Genomic DNA, 15,849 nt, shown 5'->3' with positions numbered 1-15,849 from the left:
AATCCGCACCTCAACTCAGGCTCACTTCGAGTAGTACTCGACGATGAGCTGCTCCTGGACCTGGGTGTCGATCTGCTGGCGAACCGGCAGCTGGTGAACCAGGACGCGGAGCTTCTCCGGCACGACGCCGAGCCACGCGGGAACGGTGCGCTCGCCCGCGGTCGCCCGAGCGACCTCGTAGGGCATCAGGTTGCGCTTGTTCTCGCGGACCTCGATGATGTCGTGCTCGCGAACGCGGTACGACGGGATGTCGACCTTCTTGCCGTTCACCAGGAAGTGCCCGTGACGGACCTGCTGGCGGGCGGCGTCACGCGACTGCGCGAAACCGGCGCGGTAGACCACGTTGTCGAGCCGGCTCTCCAGGATCTGGAGCAGCACCTCACCCGACTTGCCGGTCTTGCTCGCGGCTTCCTCGTAGTAGTTGTGGAACTGCTTCTCGAGGACGCCATAAATGCGGCGGGTCTTCTGCTTCTCGCGAAGCTGAAGCTGGTACTCGGACTCCTTGGGACGTCCGCGGCCGTGCTCACCCGGCGGGTAAGGACGGATCTCGATGGGGCACTTGGCGGACTCACACTTGCTGCCCTTGAGGAAGAGCTTGGTCTTCTCGCGACGGCAGAGCTTGCAGTCCGCGCCCGTGTAACGAGCCATTTCTCTGTATCTCCTGGGCTAATTCAGACGCGGCGGCGCTTCGGCGGGCGGCAGCCGTTGTGCGGAACCGGGGTGACGTCCTGGATCGAACCCACCTCGAGGCCGGTGGCCTGCAGCGAGCGGATCGCGGTCTCGCGGCCGGAGCCGGGACCCTTGACGAAGACGTCGACCTTGCGCATGCCGTGCTCCATGGCGCGGCGGGCGGCGTTTTCCGCGGCCATCTGCGCGGCGAACGGGGTGGACTTACGGGAGCCCTTGAAACCCACGTGGCCGGCGCTGGCCCAGGAGATCACGTTCCCGTTGGGGTCCGTGATCGAGACGATCGTGTTGTTGAACGTGCTCTTGATGTGGGCGTGCCCGTGAGCGACGTTCTTCTTCTCCTTGCGGCGCACCTTCTTGGGCGCGCCCTGACGGCTCTTAGGAGGCATTGCTTGCCATTACTCCTGAGGTCTTCGGTCCGCGGCTGTGGACTACTTCTTACCGGGCTTCTTCTTACCGGCCACGGTCTTCTTCTTGCCCTTGCGGGTGCGCGCGTTGGTCTGCGTGCGCTGACCGTGGACGGGCAGGCCCTTGCGGTGCCGGATGCCCTGGTAGCAACCGATTTCGATCTTGCGACGAATGTCGGCCTGGACCTCGCGGCGCAGGTCACCCTCGATCTTGAAGTTCGCCTCGATGTAGTCACGCATCGGGACGAGCTCGGTGTCGGAGAGCTGGTGGACGCGGAGGTCGCCGCTGACACCGGTGGCCTGGAGGATCTCCTGGGCGCGGGTGCGGCCGATTCCGTAAATGTAGGTGAGAGCGATCTCCAGCCGCTTGTCGCGGGGGAGGTCGACGCCAACCAGGCGAGCCATGGTCGGGCATTCTCCTTCTTTGTGGCGGAGGTCTTGCGCCGCACTACCCCTCCCCAATGCCCGGGGTGAGGGCCCCGGCCTCCGACCGGGGGTTTCCCGAGTGGTTCGGACCCTCGAAAGAGTCCGCCTGCTCAAGTGTGAGACGCGATTACTGACTCAGGCTCCTCATGCGTCGAGCCCGCTCCCTCATGTCGGGGCGGACTCGGAGGAGCCTTGCGGCGACTAGCCCTGGCGCTGCTTGTGGCGCAGGTTGTCGCAGATCACCATGACGCGACCGTGCCGGCGGATCACCTTGCACTTGTCGCAGATCTTCTTGACGCTCGGCTTTACCTTCATTGTCCTTCGTGATTCCTCAGACGTCTTACTTGTATCGGTAGACGATCCGCCCACGACTAAGGTCGTAGGGGCTCAGTTCAACGACTACCCGGTCGTCCGGCAGGATCCGGATGTAATGCATCCGCATCCGCCCGCTGATGTGGGCCAGGACCTTATGGCCGTTGTCGAGCTGCACCCGGAACATCGCGTTCGGGAGCGACTCGACCACAGTGCCCTCGATCTCGATGGCGCCGTCTTTCTTGGCCAAAATTCCTCGCGTTTCACTGATCGATCGTCTGAGGCTCCGGTTCACTAAGCAGCCGCGACCTCACGCTTCGGAGAGAGCGGCGACCGGCAACGGTCACCGACGCGTGATAGTCATAGTGAGCCGACTAAGGAGTGTACGACACCTGAGCTCAAAACGCGAAACGCGTGCCAGGCGTCCTGACACAACCATGTGAGAGTTTACCCCACCTTCGCGCCGCACAGTCCCCGGCAGCGAAAGACCCGCCGGGGGAGAGATCCCGGCGGGCCTTTCAGGGGGACAGAGGACTCAGTAGATGCGGTGCACCGGCCCGCAGTACGTGGACGGGCTCCCCCAGCAGGTGTACGTGTAGAGCTTCTTGATCCCGTACTTCGACCAGGTCGCCTGGTACGAGCCGTCCCACCCCTGGTAGAACTTGTGCCAGCCGCCGCCGGAGTAGTACTTGAACCAGACGTACCCCTTCTTCGGGGTGGCCTCCTTGCCGTACCAATGGGTGTAGACCTTGCCGTTCTGCTTCCAGGTCTTGCCGTAGGTGTAGGCCTTGTGGCTGCTCGAGTAGTACTTGCCCCAGCTGCTGATCGACCCGGTGGTCGACTGGGTGGACGCCTGGGCGGCGGGGGCGACGGCGAGGCCGGTGACGGCGATCGAGCCGGCGAGGGCGGCGGCTGCGAGGACCTTGCGCATTTGGATTTCCTCCGTGAGTCGTGTTCTCGACACCACTCACGTTAGAAATCCAGACATATCCGTACTGCGGAGGAATGCACACAGTGCACTAGTGCACAAAGCCCTACCGGTGCTTCTTGGGCGGAGGCCCCCCGAAGACGGTGCTGACCAGGAGGATGACGCCCCACGGGCCCATCACCCACAGCGGCCAGGGATAGATCACGTGCTCCGCCGTGATGCTCACGATCAGCCAGATCACCCAGTTGATGCCGCTGGCCGTGGCCCAGGCGCCCCAGGCAGCCTTCATGCCGGGATGCATGCCGCCGCGCCGCTCGGGGCTCTTGGACACCTTGGCGGGCGGGTGGCGCAGATCCACGTCCGGCAGGTCGGACGTCAGCTTGGCCAGCTCCCCGTACGTCTTGCTCGTGTAGAGCTGCTCCAGCCGCTCGTTGAACTCGTCCATCGTGATGCGACCCTGCGCGGCGTGCTCGCGGAGGATGGCGGCGACGCGGTCGCGATCGGCGTCGGAGGCTCGCATCTCGGGGCTGTTCGCCATCCCACCCACTCCCGGGGGTCAGTTCTGCAGTTGGGACAGGCGCTCTTTGCCCCCGTCCAGGGCGGTTAGCACCCAAGGACCATTATGTGTCACCGCGACGCTGTGCTCGAAGTGTGCGGAGTGCTTGCCGTCGATCGTCACCACGGTCCAGTCGTCGGCCAGCACGCGGGTGCGCTCGGTGCCCAGGTTCACCATGGGCTCGATCGCCAGGCACATGCCCTCTTCCAGCGCCGGGCCCCGGCCGGGCCTGCCGTGGTTGGCGATCCACGGGTCCATGTGCATCTCGGTGCCGATCCCGTGGCCTCCGTACTCCGGAGGGATGCCGTAGCGGCCCTGCGACTTGACGTACCGCTCCACCTCGTAGCCGATGTCGGAGAGGTTGCGGCCGATCTTCAGCGCGGCGATGCCGCGCCACATGGCCTCTTCCGTGATCCGCATCAGCTCGGTGAGCTTCGTGTCCACCTCACCGACCGGGACGGTGACGGCCGAGTCGCCGTGCCAGCCGTCCAGGATCGCGCCGCAGTCGATGGAGATGATGTCACCCTCGCGCAGCTTGCGGGCGTCCGTCGGGATGCCGTGCACCACCTCGTGGTTGACCGACGCGCAGATCGTCGCGGGAAAGCCCTGGTAGCCCTTGAACGACGGGATCGCTCCCTCGTCCCTGATCGCCTTCTCGGCGATGACGTCGAGGTCGAGCGGCGTCATGCCGGGCTCGACCGAGTGCTTGAGCAGGTCGAGCGTGCGCCCGACCACCAGGCCTGCCGCCCGCATCTTGTCGAGCTGCTCCGGCGACTTGATCTGGATGCCGTGTCTGTTGCGTTTGAACATCTTCTGCCCCCCTGGGTCACTCAACGGGCCACCTGGGGGCCCAATTCCCCCACAATAACCGCGAGGTGGCACGGAAACCCGTGCCACCTCCGCAAATCGGTCGTACTTGGTACTAACCCATGAACGGGCGGATCGCCTCCATGGCCCGCTGAGTGACCTCCTCGACCGGGCCCGTCGCGTCCACACCTACGAGAATGTCCTCGTCGGCGTAGTAGGAGACCAAGGGCGCCGTCTGCTCCTGGTAGACCTCCAGGCGGTGCCTGACGGTCTCCTCCTTGTCGTCGTCACGCTGGAAGAGCGTGCCCCCGCACGCGTCGCACTTGTCGTCCTTCTTGTCGTCGAACTCGACGTGCCAGATGCGGCCGCACTGGCTGCAGGTGCGCCGACCGGCCAGCCGCCTGACCACCTCGTCGTCGTCGACGACGAGCTCGAGCACGAGGTCGAGCGCCAGGCCCCAGTCCTTGAGCATGTCGCGCAGGATCTCGGCCTGCGCCACGTTCCTCGGAAAGCCGTCGAGCAGGAACCCGTCCTGCGCGTCCTCCTCGCCCAGACGGTCACGGACCATGGCGATGGTGACCTCGTCGGGTACCAGATCACCACGGTCCATGTACGTCTTGGCAAGCTTGCCAAGCTCCGTGCCCCCCGAGACGTTGGCACGGAAAATGTCACCTGTCGAGATCTTCGGGATGGACAGGTTCGATGCGATGTACTGGGCCTGCGTCCCCTTACCCGCTCCGGGGGGCCCGACCAGAACGAGACGCACTACCGCAGGAAACCTTCGTAGTTACGCTGCTGCAGCTGGCTCTCGATCTGCTTAACGGTGTCCAGACCGACGCCTACCATGATCAGAATACTCGTCCCTCCGAACGGGAAGTTCTGGCTCGCACCGGACACCGCCAGCGCGATGATCGGGACCATGGCGATCAGACCCAGATAGAGCGAGCCCGGCGCGGTCAGACGAGTGAGCACGAAGTTCAGGTATTCAGCCGTCGGCCGGCCGGGGCGGATGCCCGGAATGAAACCACCGTACTTCTTCATGTTGTCGGCGACTTCAGTGGGGTTGAACGTAATGGACACGTAGAAGTACGTGAAGAAGATGATCAGCACGAAGAACGTGCCCATGTAGATCGGGGTGTCGCCCGTGGCCAGGTTCTGGGAGATCCAGCGGATGGCCGCGTTGTCGGTGGACTGGAAGAGCGACGTGAGCAGCTGCGGCAGGTAGAGCAGCGAGGACGCGAAGATGACCGGGATGATGCCGGCCTGGTTGACCTTCAGCGGGATGTACGTGGACGTGCCGCCGTACATCCTGCGCCCGACCATCCGCTTGGCGTATTGGACGGGGATGCGACGCTGCGCCTGCTCGACGAAGACCACCGCGGCGATCATGAAGATGCCGACGACCATGACCACGGTGAACGTGAACTTGTTCGCCTGGAAGATGTTGGTCAGCTCGGACGGGAAGACCGCGACGACCTGCGTGAAGATCAGGATGGACATGCCGTTGCCGACACCCCGGTCGGTGACGAGCTCACCGAGCCACATGATCACCGACGTACCGGCGGTCATGATGACCACCATCGTGATGATCGAGAAGATGTTGTCGGGGTCGCGCAGGACGTCCTGCTGGCAGTTCGGGAAGAGCTGGCCGGTGCGGGCCAGCGCGATGAAGGCGGTCGACTGCAGGACGGCGAGCCCGATGGTCAGATAACGCGTATACTGCGTGATCTTGGCCTGGCCGGCCTGCCCCTCCTTCTTCAATGCCTCGAGGCGTGGAATCACGACGACGAGCAGCTGGAGAATGATGCTCGCGGTGATGTACGGCATGATGCCCAGCGCGAACACCGACAGCTTCAGGAGCGCACCGCCGCTGAAAAGCTGCACCATCCCGTAGATGTTGCCGGCGGCTCCGTTACGGGCCTGCTCGAAACAGGCCGCGAGGTTCTGGACGTGAACTCCCGGAGTCGGAAGAACCGAGCCGAGACGGAAAAGCGCGATGATGCCCAGCGTGAAGAGCAACTTCTTGCGCAGGTCCGGTGTCCGGAACGCCCGGGTAAACGCGGTCAGCACGGTCCCTCCTGCGCGCCTTTACGGCGGTGTGAGTATGCGATGGTGCGGGGATCTGCCATCTCAAGTCTTAGGTCTGACGAGCCGGACAGAAGCCTGCCGTCTCGCGAACTCTAACGCACTACGGGCGTGGGGGCATTTGTCAAAGCCCCCACGCCGCGTAATAGCTCTTACAGCTCGGTAACGGAACCACCGGCAGCCGCGATCTTCTCCTTCGCGGAGGACGAGAAGGCGTGAGCCTGAACGTTCACCGCAACGGAGATCTCGCCGGTGCCGAGCACCTTCACGAGCTGGTTCTTACGGACAGCACCCTTGGCGACCAGCGCCTCGACGGTGACCTCGCCACCCTCGGGGAACAGCTCGCCGAGCCTGTCCAGGTTGACGACCTGGTAGGTCGTCTTGAACAGCGCGTTGGAGAAGCCCTTGAGCTTCGGCAGACGCCTCTGCAGCGGCACCTGGCCACCCTCGAAACCGAGGGGGACCGTCGTACGGGCGTGGCTGCCCTTGGTGCCGCGACCGGCGGTCTTGCCCTTCGACGCCTCGCCGCGACCCTTGCGGATCTTGGCCTTGTTGGCGCCAGGGGCGGGACGCAGGTCGTGAATCTTGAGCGGAGCCTTGTCAGTCATGACTAGTCGACCTCTTCCACCTCGACGAGGTGCGTCACCACGGAGACCATCCCGCGAATCTCGGGCCGGTCCTCCTTGACGACGACGTCGCCGATTCGCTTCAGGCCAAGCGAACGCAGCGAGTCACGCTGGTTCTGCTTGCCACCGATCTTCGAGCGAACCTGAGTGATCTTCAGGCGTGCCATGACTAGCTCACCGCCTTCGCGGCCGCCGCCTCGGCGAGACCCTCGCGCTGAGCCTTCAGCATCCGGGCCGGGGCGACGTCCTCGATCGGCAGGCCACGGCGGGCGGCGATCTCCTCGGGCCGCGAGAGGCCCTTCAGAGCCGCCACGGTGGCGTGCACGATGTTGATCGGGTTGTCGGAGCCGAGCGACTTCGACAGCACGTCGTGGATGCCGGCGCACTCCAGCACCGCACGCACCGGACCGCCGGCGATGACGCCGGTACCGGCCGAGGCCGGACGCAGGAAGACGACACCGGCCGCCTCCTCGCCCTGCACGGTGTGCGGGATGGTGCCCTGGATCCGAGGCACCTTGAAGAAGTGCTTCTTCGCCTCTTCGACGCCCTTGGCGATGGCCGCGGGCACTTCCTTGGCCTTGCCGTAGCCGACGCCGACCAGGCCGTTGCCGTCACCGACGACGACGAGGGCGGTGAAGCTGAAGCGACGACCACCCTTCACGACCTTGGCCACTCGGTTGATCTTCACTACGCGCTCGATGTACGAGACGCCCTTGTCGGCGGCGCCACCGCGGCGATCGTCACGACGGTCCCGCCGCTCGCCACCGGTGCCGCCACCGCGACGCGGAGCTGCAGCCATCAGTGGTTCCTCATCTCAGTTGCCATCAGAATTCGAGCCCGCCTTCGCGGGCGCTGTCCGCCAGAGCCGCGATACGGCCGGCGTAGCGGTTGCCACCGCGGTCGAAGACGACCTTGGTGATCCCGGCTTCCTTGGCCCGCTGAGCGAGGAGCTCGCCGACCTTCTTCGCCTTCTCGGTCTTGTCCGCCTCCAGCGTGCGCAGCGCCGCGTCCATGGTGGACGCGCTCACCAGCGTGTGGCCGACGGAGTCGTCCACGATCTGGACGAACATGTGACGCGTCGAGCGGTTGACGACCAGGCGCGGACGCTCGGCCGTACCGACGACGAACTTGCGGACGCGGCGGTGACGGCGGGCCCGCGAGACGGTGCGGGCAGCCGTGTGCTTGCTGAACGCAGTCTTCGGAGCCATGCCTACTTACCAGCCTTTCCGACCTTGCGGCGGATCTGTTCTCCCTGGTAGCGCACGCCCTTGCCCTTGTACGGGTCGGGCTTGCGCAGCTTGCGGATGTTGGCCGCGACCTCGCCGACCTTCTGCTTGTCGATGCCGTCCACGTGGAACAGGGTCGGCTTCTCGACGCGGAAGGTGACGCCCTCGGGGGCGTCCACGATGACCGGGTGGCTGAAGCCCAGTGAGAACTCCAGCTGCGTCGGGCCCTTGGCCTGGACGCGGTAACCGACTCCGACGATCTCCAGGGACTTGGAGTACCCCTGGGTGACGCCCTGCACCATGTTGGCGATCAGCGTCCTGGACAGGCCGTGCAGCGCACGGACCTTGTTCTCGTCGTTCGGCCGGGAGACGGCGATGGCGCCGTCCTCGTCACGAGCGACCGTGATGGGGTCGGCGACCCTGTGATTGAGCGTGCCCTTCGGGCCCTTGACCTGGACATCCTGACCGTCGATCGTGATGTCTACGCCGCCGGGCACAGGGATGGGCAGCCGTCCGATTCGCGACATGCTGTGTTCCTCCCCTCTACCAGACGTAGGCGAGGACTTCCCCGCCCACACCACGCTTGCCGGCCTGCTTGTCGGTCATGAGCCCGGCGGACGTCGAGATGATCGCGACGCCCAGCCCGCCCAGGACTCGAGGCAGGTTGTCCTTCTTCGCATAAACCCGCAGACCGGGCTTGGAAACCCGGCGCAGGCCCGCGAGCGAACGCTCACGGGTAGGCCCGAACTTGAGCTCCACCACGAGGTTCTTGCCAACCTTGGCGTCTTCGACGCTCCAGGACTGGATGTAACCCTCCTGCTGGAGGATCTCGGCGATGTGCGCCTTGATCTTCGAGTACGGCATCGACACGCTGTCGTGGTATGCCGAATTCGCGTTACGCAGACGTGTCAGCATGTCTGCGATCGGGTCGGTCATCGTCATGGCCAGTGGCCTTCCTCGCCGCGGTTTCCAGTCGGCCAAGCAGCGTTCATGGTCGAGTCCGCCTCAGCTCGCCCCAGGGGGCCGCTTCGGCTACCTCTCCGTGCTCTGCCGGTGGACCTTCGGCGTGGTCACGGACGCGGGTGCGTCCTTTTCCTACATGAATATGTGTGGCGGGCGATCACCCAAGGGGCGACTCGAGGCCGCCCCTAAGGTTATCTACCAGCTCGACTTGGTGATGCCGGGCAGCTCGCCCCGGTGCGCCATCTCGCGGAAGCACACGCGGCAGAGCCCGAACTTGCGGTAGACGGCGCGCGGCCGGCCACAACGCGAGCACCGGGTGTACGCCCGGACCTCGAACTTCTGCTTGCGCCCCGCCTTGGCGATCAGCGACTTCTTCGCCATTGGATCAGGCCTCCTTGAAGGGGAAGCCGAGGAGCTTCAGCAGCGCCCGGCCCTGGTCGTCGTTCGTCGCGGTGGTCACGATCGTGATGTCCATGCCCCGCGGACGGTCCACCTTGTCCTGGTCGACCTCGTGGAACATGACCTGCTCGGTCAGACCGAACGTGTAGTTGCCGTTGCCGTCGAACTGCTTGGGCGACAGGCCGCGGAAGTCCCTGATACGCGGCAGCGCCAGCGACAGCAGCCGGTCGAGGAACTCCCACATGCGGTCGCCGCGCAGCGTGACGTGCGCACCGATCGGCATGCCCTCGCGCAGCTTGAACTGGGCGATGGACTTGCGCGCCCGGACGACGGCCGGCTTCTGGCCCGTGATCACGGTGAGGTCGCGGACGGCGCCCTCGATGAGCTTGGAGTCGCGAGCCGCCTCGCCGACGCCCATGTTGACCTTGATCTTGGTCAGCGCCGGGATCTGCATGACGTTCTCGATGCCGAACTGCTCGCGAAGCTGGGCCGCGATCTCCTCGCGGTACTTCGTCTTGAGTCGCGGCGTCGGGCGCTCGGTCTCAGTGGTCGTGGCAGTCATCAGCTGTCCTCACCCGTCTCGTCGGCCTTCTTCTCGTCGGCCTTCTTGTCGGCGGGCTTCTCGTCCTTGAGCTTCTTCACGTTCGAGACGTGGATCGGAGCCTCCATGGTCTGCACGCCGCCGGTCTTGGCGCCGCGCGGACCCTGGTGGGTCTCCTTCGTGTGCTTCTTGATCATGTTGACGCCCTCGACCACCACGCGGTCCTCGCGCGGGAGCGCGGCGATGACGCGACCCTTGGCACCCTTGTCCTTGCCGGCGATGACCTGAACCAGGTCACCCTTCTTCACGGACAGCTTCGACATCACAGCACCTCCGGAGCGAGCGAGATGATGCGCATGAACTTCTTGTCACGCAGCTCACGGCCGACCGGGCCGAAGATACGAGTGCCGCGAGGGTCACCGCTGTCCTTGATGATGACGGCGGCGTTCTCGTCGAAGCGGATGTAGGAGCCGTCGGGCCGGCGGCGCTCCTTGACCGTGCGGACGACGACGGCCTTGACCACGTCGCCCTTCTTGACGCCCGTGCTGCCGGGCAGCGCGTCCTTGACAGTGGCGACGATGACGTCGCCGATACCGGCGTAGCGTCGGCCCGAGCCGCCGAGCACACGGATGCAAAGGATTTCCTTCGCCCCCGTGTTGTCGGCGACCTTGAGCCGCGACTCCTGCTGGATCACGTTGAACTCCTGTTAGTCGCGCCGGTTCTCATTTCTGAGCCTGGCGGAACCTGTCATTGTCTTGTTCCCACGGCCACAGCCCTCCTCAGAGGGCCGCACCGCAGGCGACGCGAGGCCGTTGGCCCCGCGTCCTTGGACGCCGTCATGGGGGCTCCGAGAGCCCCCACGAGGCGCGGTATATGTCGAGAGGGCTTACTTGGCCTTCTCGAGGATCTCCACGACCCTCCACCGCTTGGTGGCGGAGAGGGGGCGGGTCTCCATGAGCAGCACGCGGTCGCCCACGCCACAGGCGTTGGCCTCGTCGTGTGCCTTGTACTTGGTCGTACGGCGGATGACCTTGCCGTACAGACGGTGCTTGACGCGGTCCTCGACGGCGACGACGACGGTCTTGTCCATCTTGTCGCTCACGACGAGGCCCTCACGAACCTTGCGGAAGTTCCGCTGGTTCGCCGTCTCGGTGGTCTCGGTGGTCTCGGTCTCAGCCATCGCTCGTCTCCTTCTCGACCGTGACGATGCCCAGCTCGCGCTCGCGCATCACGGTGTAGATACGGGCGATCTCGCGGCGGACGGCGCGCAGCCGCCCGTGGCTCTCCAACTGACCGGTCGCCGCCTGGAAGCGGAGGTTGAACAGCTCCTCCTTCGCCTCCTTCAGCTTCTGGACGAGGGTGTCCTCGTCCTCCACCCGCAGCTCGCCGGCGGTCAGGCCCTTAGCCATCACGCCTCACCCACTTCACGCTTAACGATCTTGCACTTCATCGGGAGCTTGTGGATCGCACGCTGAAGCGCCTCGCGAGCGATCGGCTCCGCCACGCCGGACAGCTCGAACATCACGCGTCCGGGCTTGACGTTGGCGATCCACCACTCCGGCGAACCCTTACCGGAACCCATGCGGGTCTCGGCAGGCTTCTTGGTGAGCGGACGGTCGGGGTAGATGTTGATCCACACCTTGCCGCCACGGCGGATGTGACGGGTCATGGCGATACGGGCGGACTCGATCTGGCGGTTGGTCACGTAGGAGTGCTCAATCGCCTGGATGCCGAACTCGCCGAACGTGACCCTGGTGCCGCCCTTGGCGGCTCCGCTGCGGTCGGGCCGGTGCTGCTTGCGGTGCTTGACCCTGCGCGGGATCAGCATGGTCAGCTCCCTTCAGCACCCGGCTGCGCAGCCGGGCCGGTCTCGGGGGCGGCCTGCGAGGCCGCCTCAGTGCGGGGGGCGCGGTCGCCACGACCGCCACCACGACGGGGACGGTCACCGCCACCACGACGCGGACGGTCGCCGCCGCCACCACGACGGTCGTCACGCTCGCGACGCTGGCCGGCACGGGCGCCCGCGGCGGCCGCCTCGCGCTCGGCGCGGCTGGTCGGAGCCTCGCCCTTGTAGATCCAGACCTTCACGCCGATGCGGCCGAAGGTCGTGCGGGCCTCGTAGAAGCCGTAGTCGATGTCCGCGCGGAGCGTGTGCAGCGGCACACGGCCCTCGCGGTAGAACTCCGACCTCGACATCTCAGCGCCGCCCAGACGGCCGGAGCACTGGACACGGATGCCCTTGGCGCCCGACTTCATGGCGGACTGCATCGCCTTGCGCATGGCACGGCGGAACGAGACACGGCTGGACAGCTGCTCGGCCACGCCCTGCGCGACGAGCTGCGCGTCGATCTCCGGGTTCTTGACCTCGAGGATGTTGAGCTGAACCTGCTTCTTGGTCAGCTTCTCCAGGTCGCCACGGATACGGTCCGCCTCGGCGCCGCGGCGGCCGATCACGATGCCGGGACGCGCGGTGTGGATGTCCACCTGCACGCGGTCCGTCGTGCGCTCGATCTCGACCTTGGAGATGCCGGCCCGCTCCATGCCCTTCTGCAGCATGCGGCGGATCGCCACGTCCTCGGCGACGTACGACTTGTACAGCTTGTCGGCGTACCACCGGCTCTTGAAGTCGGTCGTGATGCCGAGGCGGAACCCGTGCGGGTTAACCTTCTGGCCCACTATCGGGTCCTTCCCTTCGGCTCGCGGGACTCCACGATCACAGTGATGTGGCTCGTCCGCTTGTTGATCCGATAGGCGCGACCCTGTGCACGCGGACGGAACCGCTTCAGCGTCGGGCCCTCGTCGACCCATGCCCGGCTGACGACGAGCGTCTGCGGGTCGAGGTCGAAGTTGTGCTCCGCGTTCGCCATGGCGCTGCTGAGCACTTTGTAGATCGGCTCGCTCGCCGACTGGGGAGCGAACTGCAGCACGGCCTGCGCCTCCGAAGCGGGCAGCCCGCGAATGAGGTCCACCACACGGCGGGCCTTCTGGGGCGTGACGCGGACGAACCGCGCCTGAGCCCTGGCTTCCATCGCTTTCTCCTACTTCCGGGACGCTTACCGCCGGCTGCGGCGGTCTTCCTTGACGTGGCTGCGGAACGTCCGCGTGGGGGCGAACTCTCCGAGCTTGTGGCCGATCATCGACTCGGTGATGAAGACCGGGACGTGCTTGCGGCCGTCGTGCACGGCGATCGTGTGCCCGAGCATGTCGGGAACGATCATGGAGCGCCGCGACCACGTCTTGATGACGTTCTTGGTGCCCTTCTCGTTCTGGACGTCGACCTTCTTCTGAAGGTGATCGTCCACGAAGGGACCCTTCTTAAGGCTACGTGGCATTTCGGCTGCTCCTACCGCTTCTTCCTCTTGCTCCGACGCCGGATGATCAGCCGGTCGCTGGCCTTGTTGGCCTGACGGGTGCGGCCCTCGGGCTTACCCTTCGGGTTCACCGGGTGGCGACCACCAGAGGTCTTGCCCTCACCACCACCGTGCGGGTGGTCGACGGGGTTCATCGCGACACCGCGAACGGTCGGGCGCTTGCCCTTCCACCGCATACGGCCGGCCTTGCCCCAGTTGATGTTGGCCTGCTCGGCGTTGCCGACCTGGCCGACCGTCGCCCGGCAGCGCACGTCGACCATGCGCATTTCACCGGACGGCATACGCAGGGTGGCGTACTGGCCTTCCTTGGCGAGCAGCTGGATCTGAGCGCCCGCGGAGCGGCCGAGCTTGGCGCCGCCGCCCGGACGGAGCTCCACCGCGTGGATGAAGGTACCGGTCGGGATGTTGCGCAGCGGCAGGCAGTTGCCCGGCTTGATGTCGGCAGCGGGGCCGTTCTCGATACGGTCGCCCTGCTTGAGGCCCGTCGGCGCGATGATGTAGCGCTTCTCGCCATCGGCGTAGTGGAGCAGAGCGATATTGGCGGTGCGGTTCGGGTCGTACTCGATGTGAGCGACCTTGGCCGGGATGCCGTCCTTGTCATGCCTACGGAAGTCAATGATCCGGTAGGCGCGCTTGTGACCGCCGCCCTGGTGGCGAGCGGTGACTCGGCCGTGTACGTTGCGGCCGCCCTTGCTGTGAAGGGGCGCAAGCAGCGACTTCTCAGGCGTGCTGCGGGTGATCTCGGAGAAGTCCGAGACACTCGACCCGCGGCGACCCGGAGTCGTCGGCTTGTACTTACGGATGCCCATCTTTTTCGTTCATCCTTCGTCGGTTACATGGGTGAGCCCGCCGCACCGAAGTGCGACGGTCTCAGCCCCGCGGGCCTAGCGGCCCGCTCACTATCTATGGCTGCTAGCCGATCTGACCGAAGATGTCGATCCGATCGCCCTCGACCAGGCTCACAATCGCGCGCTTGGTGTCGGGACGCTTGCCGTAACCGGTACGGGTACGCTTGCGCTTGCCCTGCCGGTTGATCGTGTTCACGCTGGTGACCTTGACCCCGAAGATCTGCTCGACGGCGATCTTGACCTGGGTCTTGTTCGCGGTCTTCTTCACCAGGAACGTGTACTTGTTGTTCTCATCGATCAGGCCGTAGCTCTTCTCAGAGACGACCGGCTTGATGATGATGTCGCGCGGGTCGGCGATCTTCTCCATCAGGCCTCTTCCTTCCCGCTGTTGCTCAGGCGAGCGATGACCTGGTCATACGCCTCTTGGGTGAAGACCACGTCGTCGGCCACGAGCACGTCGTACGTGTTGAGCTGCCCGGCGTCCAGCAGGTGGACCTCAGGCGCGTTGCGCAGGCTCAGCCAGGTCAGCTCGTCGGCCTCGTCGACCACGACGAGGACGCGCGGAGCCTGGGTGACCTTGCGCAGCGCCTCGAGGGCGGCCTTGGTCTTGGGCGTCTCGCCCGCGATCAGCGAGCTGACCACGTGGACGCGGCCGCCGCCGGCCCGGTCGGAGAGGGCCCCGCGCAGAGCGGCGACCTTCATCTTCTTGGGCGTGCGCTGGGAGTAGTCGCGCGGCACGGGGCCGTGGACGGTGCCACCGCCGGTGAACTGCGGCGCACGGGTCGAGCCCTGGCGCGCGCGACCGGTGCCCTTCTGGCGGTACGGCTTCTTGCCACCGCCGGAGACCTCACCGCGGGTCTTGGCCTTGTGCGTGCCCTGCCGGCGAGCGGCGAGCTGGGCCACGACCACCTGGTGGATCAGCGGCACGTTGACCTTGGCGCCGAACACGTCGTCCGGCAGCTCTACGGTGCCGGCCTTCGCCCCGCTCGCGTCGAGGACGTCAATGGTGGTGCTCACTTGGCAGCCCCCTTCTTGGCAGAGGTGCGGACGAGGACCAGGCTGCCGTTGGCGCCGGGGATCGCACCCTTGATCAGGATGAGACCCTTCTCGACGTCGACGGAGTGAACCTTGAGGCTCTGCACAGTGGTGCGGACGTTACCCATCCGACCAGCCATGCGCAGACCCTTGAAAACGCGGCCCGGGGTGGCGCAGCCACCGATGGAACCCGGCGAACGGTGCTTGCGCTGCGTACCGTGCGACGCGCCCAGACCACCGAAGCCATGCCGCTTCATGACACCGGCGAAGCCCTTGCCCTTGCTCTTGCCCGTCACGTCGACGAACTGGCCGGCCTCGAAAGTGTCGGCCAGCAGCTCCTGGCCCAGGGTGTAGTCGTTCGCGTCGTCGGTGCGGATCTCCGCGAAGTAACGGCGCGGGGTGATGTCGTGCTTACGCAGGTAGTCGCCGAGCGGCTTGTTGACCTTCCTGGGGTCGACCTGCCCGAAGCCGAGCTGAACGGCGGAGTAGCCGTCCTTCTCAGGAGTGCGGACGCGGGTCACCACGCACGGACCGGCCTCGACCACGGTCACCGGAACCATCCGGTTGTCCGCGTCGAAGACCTGGGTCATGCCGAGCTTCTTGCCCAGGACGCCCTTGATCGTCTTAGCCAT

General features: G+C 65.7%; 30 protein-coding genes. All 30 read right to left on the bottom strand.

Annotated features, from left to right (window positions below; genetic code table 11):
• Positions 1 to 21: 21 nt before the first annotated feature.
• Complete coding sequence (gene rpsD, locus ACQPWU_RS05585) at positions 22 to 648, bottom strand: 30S ribosomal protein S4 (RefSeq protein ID WP_360687316.1); 627 nt, start codon at positions 646 to 648, stop codon at positions 22 to 24.
• Between the two features lie 23 nt (positions 649 to 671).
• Positions 672 to 1,076, bottom strand: coding sequence for a 30S ribosomal protein S11 (rpsK, locus tag ACQPWU_RS05580; protein WP_020542285.1), 405 nt, complete (start codon positions 1,074 to 1,076; stop codon positions 672 to 674).
• 42 nt (positions 1,077 to 1,118) lie between these two features.
• A complete protein-coding gene (gene rpsM / locus ACQPWU_RS05575) occupies positions 1,119 to 1,499 on the bottom strand; it encodes a 30S ribosomal protein S13 (RefSeq protein WP_043623489.1) in 381 nt (126 codons plus the stop codon).
• A 222-nt stretch (positions 1,500 to 1,721) separates the two neighbouring features.
• The gene (gene rpmJ / locus ACQPWU_RS05570) at positions 1,722 to 1,835 is read right to left on the bottom strand and encodes a 50S ribosomal protein L36 (protein ID WP_003956441.1); all 114 of its coding nucleotides are present in this window, start codon (positions 1,833 to 1,835) and stop codon (positions 1,722 to 1,724) included.
• Between the two features lie 25 nt (positions 1,836 to 1,860).
• Entirely contained in the window at positions 1,861 to 2,082 is a 222-nt protein-coding gene (infA, locus tag ACQPWU_RS05565) for a translation initiation factor IF-1 (protein WP_012887858.1), read from the bottom strand.
• A gap of 285 nt (positions 2,083 to 2,367) precedes the next feature.
• On the bottom strand, positions 2,368 to 2,763 hold the full coding sequence (locus ACQPWU_RS05560) for a hypothetical protein (protein ID WP_433437343.1): 396 nt from the start codon (positions 2,761 to 2,763) through the stop codon (positions 2,368 to 2,370).
• Positions 2,764 to 2,866: 103 nt separating this feature from the next.
• Positions 2,867 to 3,298 (bottom strand): DUF1707 SHOCT-like domain-containing protein, encoded by a 432-nt coding sequence (locus tag ACQPWU_RS05555; protein ID WP_433437341.1) that lies wholly within the window; start codon positions 3,296 to 3,298, stop codon positions 2,867 to 2,869.
• 18 nt (positions 3,299 to 3,316) lie between these two features.
• The gene (gene map, locus ACQPWU_RS05550) at positions 3,317 to 4,126 is read right to left on the bottom strand and encodes a type I methionyl aminopeptidase (RefSeq protein ID WP_433445160.1); all 810 of its coding nucleotides are present in this window, start codon (positions 4,124 to 4,126) and stop codon (positions 3,317 to 3,319) included.
• 112 nt (positions 4,127 to 4,238) lie between these two features.
• Positions 4,239 to 4,889: an adenylate kinase gene (locus ACQPWU_RS05545; RefSeq protein ID WP_360687306.1), complete on the bottom strand. Its 651-nt coding sequence runs from the start codon at positions 4,887 to 4,889 to the stop codon at positions 4,239 to 4,241.
• On the bottom strand, positions 4,889 to 6,193 hold the full coding sequence (secY, locus tag ACQPWU_RS05540) for a preprotein translocase subunit SecY (protein ID WP_433437339.1): 1,305 nt from the start codon (positions 6,191 to 6,193) through the stop codon (positions 4,889 to 4,891). Before secY ends, ACQPWU_RS05545 begins: the two co-directional genes overlap by 1 nt.
• 167 nt (positions 6,194 to 6,360) lie before the next feature.
• Positions 6,361 to 6,816, bottom strand: coding sequence for a 50S ribosomal protein L15 (gene rplO / locus ACQPWU_RS05535; protein ID WP_357616913.1), 456 nt, complete (start codon positions 6,814 to 6,816; stop codon positions 6,361 to 6,363).
• 2 nt (positions 6,817 to 6,818) lie between these two features.
• Positions 6,819 to 7,001: a 50S ribosomal protein L30 gene (rpmD, locus tag ACQPWU_RS05530; RefSeq protein WP_080043226.1), complete on the bottom strand. Its 183-nt coding sequence runs from the start codon at positions 6,999 to 7,001 to the stop codon at positions 6,819 to 6,821.
• Between the two features lie 2 nt (positions 7,002 to 7,003).
• Positions 7,004 to 7,633 carry a 30S ribosomal protein S5 gene (gene rpsE, locus ACQPWU_RS05525; RefSeq protein WP_091090115.1) on the bottom strand — a complete coding sequence of 210 codons (630 nt, stop codon included), beginning with the start codon at positions 7,631 to 7,633 and terminating at the stop codon, positions 7,004 to 7,006.
• Positions 7,634 to 7,658: 25 nt separating this feature from the next.
• Positions 7,659 to 8,042, bottom strand: a complete 384-nt coding sequence (rplR, locus tag ACQPWU_RS05520; RefSeq protein ID WP_185070632.1) for a 50S ribosomal protein L18 — start codon at positions 8,040 to 8,042, stop codon at positions 7,659 to 7,661.
• A gap of 2 nt (positions 8,043 to 8,044) precedes the next feature.
• On the bottom strand, positions 8,045 to 8,587 hold the full coding sequence (rplF, locus tag ACQPWU_RS05515; RefSeq protein ID WP_433437336.1) for a 50S ribosomal protein L6: 543 nt from the start codon (positions 8,585 to 8,587) through the stop codon (positions 8,045 to 8,047).
• A 16-nt stretch (positions 8,588 to 8,603) separates the two neighbouring features.
• On the bottom strand, positions 8,604 to 9,002 hold the full coding sequence (gene rpsH / locus ACQPWU_RS05510; protein ID WP_113700182.1) for a 30S ribosomal protein S8: 399 nt from the start codon (positions 9,000 to 9,002) through the stop codon (positions 8,604 to 8,606).
• Between the two features lie 216 nt (positions 9,003 to 9,218).
• Entirely contained in the window at positions 9,219 to 9,404 is a 186-nt protein-coding gene (locus tag ACQPWU_RS05505) for a type Z 30S ribosomal protein S14 (protein ID WP_020542298.1), read from the bottom strand.
• 4 nt (positions 9,405 to 9,408) lie between these two features.
• Positions 9,409 to 9,984 (bottom strand): 50S ribosomal protein L5, encoded by a 576-nt coding sequence (gene rplE, locus ACQPWU_RS05500; RefSeq protein WP_433437334.1) that lies wholly within the window; start codon positions 9,982 to 9,984, stop codon positions 9,409 to 9,411.
• A complete protein-coding gene (gene rplX / locus ACQPWU_RS05495; RefSeq protein WP_360687383.1) occupies positions 9,984 to 10,277 on the bottom strand; it encodes a 50S ribosomal protein L24 in 294 nt (97 codons plus the stop codon). The genes rplE and rplX overlap by 1 nt, the downstream gene beginning before the upstream one ends.
• Before the next feature lie 8 nt (positions 10,278 to 10,285).
• On the bottom strand, positions 10,286 to 10,657 hold the full coding sequence (gene rplN / locus ACQPWU_RS05490) for a 50S ribosomal protein L14 (protein ID WP_043623452.1): 372 nt from the start codon (positions 10,655 to 10,657) through the stop codon (positions 10,286 to 10,288).
• A gap of 192 nt (positions 10,658 to 10,849) precedes the next feature.
• Positions 10,850 to 11,143 (bottom strand): 30S ribosomal protein S17, encoded by a 294-nt coding sequence (gene rpsQ, locus ACQPWU_RS05485; RefSeq protein WP_360687291.1) that lies wholly within the window; start codon positions 11,141 to 11,143, stop codon positions 10,850 to 10,852.
• Positions 11,136 to 11,372: a 50S ribosomal protein L29 gene (gene rpmC, locus ACQPWU_RS05480; RefSeq protein WP_364112950.1), complete on the bottom strand. Its 237-nt coding sequence runs from the start codon at positions 11,370 to 11,372 to the stop codon at positions 11,136 to 11,138. Before rpmC ends, rpsQ begins: the two co-directional genes overlap by 8 nt.
• Positions 11,372 to 11,791 carry a 50S ribosomal protein L16 gene (gene rplP / locus ACQPWU_RS05475; RefSeq protein ID WP_344997584.1) on the bottom strand — a complete coding sequence of 140 codons (420 nt, stop codon included), beginning with the start codon at positions 11,789 to 11,791 and terminating at the stop codon, positions 11,372 to 11,374. The genes rpmC and rplP overlap by 1 nt, the downstream gene beginning before the upstream one ends.
• A gap of 2 nt (positions 11,792 to 11,793) precedes the next feature.
• Positions 11,794 to 12,639, bottom strand: a complete 846-nt coding sequence (gene rpsC, locus ACQPWU_RS05470; protein WP_185070622.1) for a 30S ribosomal protein S3 — start codon at positions 12,637 to 12,639, stop codon at positions 11,794 to 11,796.
• Positions 12,639 to 12,992, bottom strand: a complete 354-nt coding sequence (gene rplV / locus ACQPWU_RS05465; RefSeq protein ID WP_020542306.1) for a 50S ribosomal protein L22 — start codon at positions 12,990 to 12,992, stop codon at positions 12,639 to 12,641. The genes rpsC and rplV overlap by 1 nt, the downstream gene beginning before the upstream one ends.
• A 24-nt stretch (positions 12,993 to 13,016) precedes the next feature.
• The gene (rpsS, locus tag ACQPWU_RS05460; protein ID WP_026214153.1) at positions 13,017 to 13,295 is read right to left on the bottom strand and encodes a 30S ribosomal protein S19; all 279 of its coding nucleotides are present in this window, start codon (positions 13,293 to 13,295) and stop codon (positions 13,017 to 13,019) included.
• Positions 13,296 to 13,306: 11 nt separating this feature from the next.
• The gene (gene rplB, locus ACQPWU_RS05455; RefSeq protein WP_080043237.1) at positions 13,307 to 14,143 is read right to left on the bottom strand and encodes a 50S ribosomal protein L2; all 837 of its coding nucleotides are present in this window, start codon (positions 14,141 to 14,143) and stop codon (positions 13,307 to 13,309) included.
• A 103-nt stretch (positions 14,144 to 14,246) separates the two neighbouring features.
• Positions 14,247 to 14,549, bottom strand: coding sequence for a 50S ribosomal protein L23 (gene rplW, locus ACQPWU_RS05450; RefSeq protein ID WP_080043238.1), 303 nt, complete (start codon positions 14,547 to 14,549; stop codon positions 14,247 to 14,249).
• Positions 14,549 to 15,199, bottom strand: coding sequence for a 50S ribosomal protein L4 (gene rplD, locus ACQPWU_RS05445; protein WP_360687282.1), 651 nt, complete (start codon positions 15,197 to 15,199; stop codon positions 14,549 to 14,551). Before rplD ends, rplW begins: the two co-directional genes overlap by 1 nt.
• Positions 15,196 to 15,849 carry a 50S ribosomal protein L3 gene (rplC, locus tag ACQPWU_RS05440; RefSeq protein WP_360687279.1) on the bottom strand — a complete coding sequence of 218 codons (654 nt, stop codon included), beginning with the start codon at positions 15,847 to 15,849 and terminating at the stop codon, positions 15,196 to 15,198. The genes rplD and rplC overlap by 4 nt, the downstream gene beginning before the upstream one ends.

Source organism: Nonomuraea sp. CA-141351, from assembly GCF_050944675.1.
Taxonomy (GTDB): domain Bacteria; phylum Actinomycetota; class Actinomycetes; order Streptosporangiales; family Streptosporangiaceae; genus Nonomuraea.
The sequence above is the reverse complement of the archived record's forward strand: the minus strand, read 5'-3'. Positions and strand labels throughout refer to the sequence as shown.

Coding starts and splice junctions, on each gene's coding strand:
- rplC (WP_360687279.1), bottom strand. CDS start 15,849: ATGGCTAAGACGATCAAGGGCGTCCTGGGCAAGAAGCTCGGCATGACC.
- rpmD (WP_080043226.1), bottom strand. CDS start 7,001: ATGGCACGCCTGAAGATCACTCAGGTTCGCTCGAAGATCGGTGGCAAG.
- rplE (WP_433437334.1), bottom strand. CDS start 9,984: ATGACTGCCACGACCACTGAGACCGAGCGCCCGACGCCGCGACTCAAG.
- ACQPWU_RS05560 (WP_433437343.1), bottom strand. CDS start 2,763: ATGCGCAAGGTCCTCGCAGCCGCCGCCCTCGCCGGCTCGATCGCCGTC.
- map (WP_433445160.1), bottom strand. CDS start 4,126: ATGTTCAAACGCAACAGACACGGCATCCAGATCAAGTCGCCGGAGCAG.
- rpsK (WP_020542285.1), bottom strand. CDS start 1,076: ATGCCTCCTAAGAGCCGTCAGGGCGCGCCCAAGAAGGTGCGCCGCAAG.
- rpsS (WP_026214153.1), bottom strand. CDS start 13,295: ATGCCACGTAGCCTTAAGAAGGGTCCCTTCGTGGACGATCACCTTCAG.
- rpmC (WP_364112950.1), bottom strand. CDS start 11,372: ATGGCTAAGGGCCTGACCGCCGGCGAGCTGCGGGTGGAGGACGAGGAC.
- rplR (WP_185070632.1), bottom strand. CDS start 8,042: ATGGCTCCGAAGACTGCGTTCAGCAAGCACACGGCTGCCCGCACCGTC.
- rpsH (WP_113700182.1), bottom strand. CDS start 9,002: ATGACGATGACCGACCCGATCGCAGACATGCTGACACGTCTGCGTAAC.
- rplB (WP_080043237.1), bottom strand. CDS start 14,143: ATGGGCATCCGTAAGTACAAGCCGACGACTCCGGGTCGCCGCGGGTCG.
- rplF (WP_433437336.1), bottom strand. CDS start 8,587: ATGTCGCGAATCGGACGGCTGCCCATCCCTGTGCCCGGCGGCGTAGAC.
- ACQPWU_RS05555 (WP_433437341.1), bottom strand. CDS start 3,298: ATGGCGAACAGCCCCGAGATGCGAGCCTCCGACGCCGATCGCGACCGC.
- rplV (WP_020542306.1), bottom strand. CDS start 12,992: ATGGAAGCCAGGGCTCAGGCGCGGTTCGTCCGCGTCACGCCCCAGAAG.
- rplO (WP_357616913.1), bottom strand. CDS start 6,816: ATGACTGACAAGGCTCCGCTCAAGATTCACGACCTGCGTCCCGCCCCT.
- ACQPWU_RS05505 (WP_020542298.1), bottom strand. CDS start 9,404: ATGGCGAAGAAGTCGCTGATCGCCAAGGCGGGGCGCAAGCAGAAGTTC.
- rplW (WP_080043238.1), bottom strand. CDS start 14,549: ATGGAGAAGATCGCCGACCCGCGCGACATCATCATCAAGCCGGTCGTC.
- rpsQ (WP_360687291.1), bottom strand. CDS start 11,143: ATGGCTGAGACCGAGACCACCGAGACCACCGAGACGGCGAACCAGCGG.
- rpsM (WP_043623489.1), bottom strand. CDS start 1,499: ATGGCTCGCCTGGTTGGCGTCGACCTCCCCCGCGACAAGCGGCTGGAG.
- rpsD (WP_360687316.1), bottom strand. CDS start 648: ATGGCTCGTTACACGGGCGCGGACTGCAAGCTCTGCCGTCGCGAGAAG.
- rpsE (WP_091090115.1), bottom strand. CDS start 7,633: ATGGCTGCAGCTCCGCGTCGCGGTGGCGGCACCGGTGGCGAGCGGCGG.
- rpmJ (WP_003956441.1), bottom strand. CDS start 1,835: ATGAAGGTAAAGCCGAGCGTCAAGAAGATCTGCGACAAGTGCAAGGTG.
- rplP (WP_344997584.1), bottom strand. CDS start 11,791: ATGCTGATCCCGCGCAGGGTCAAGCACCGCAAGCAGCACCGGCCCGAC.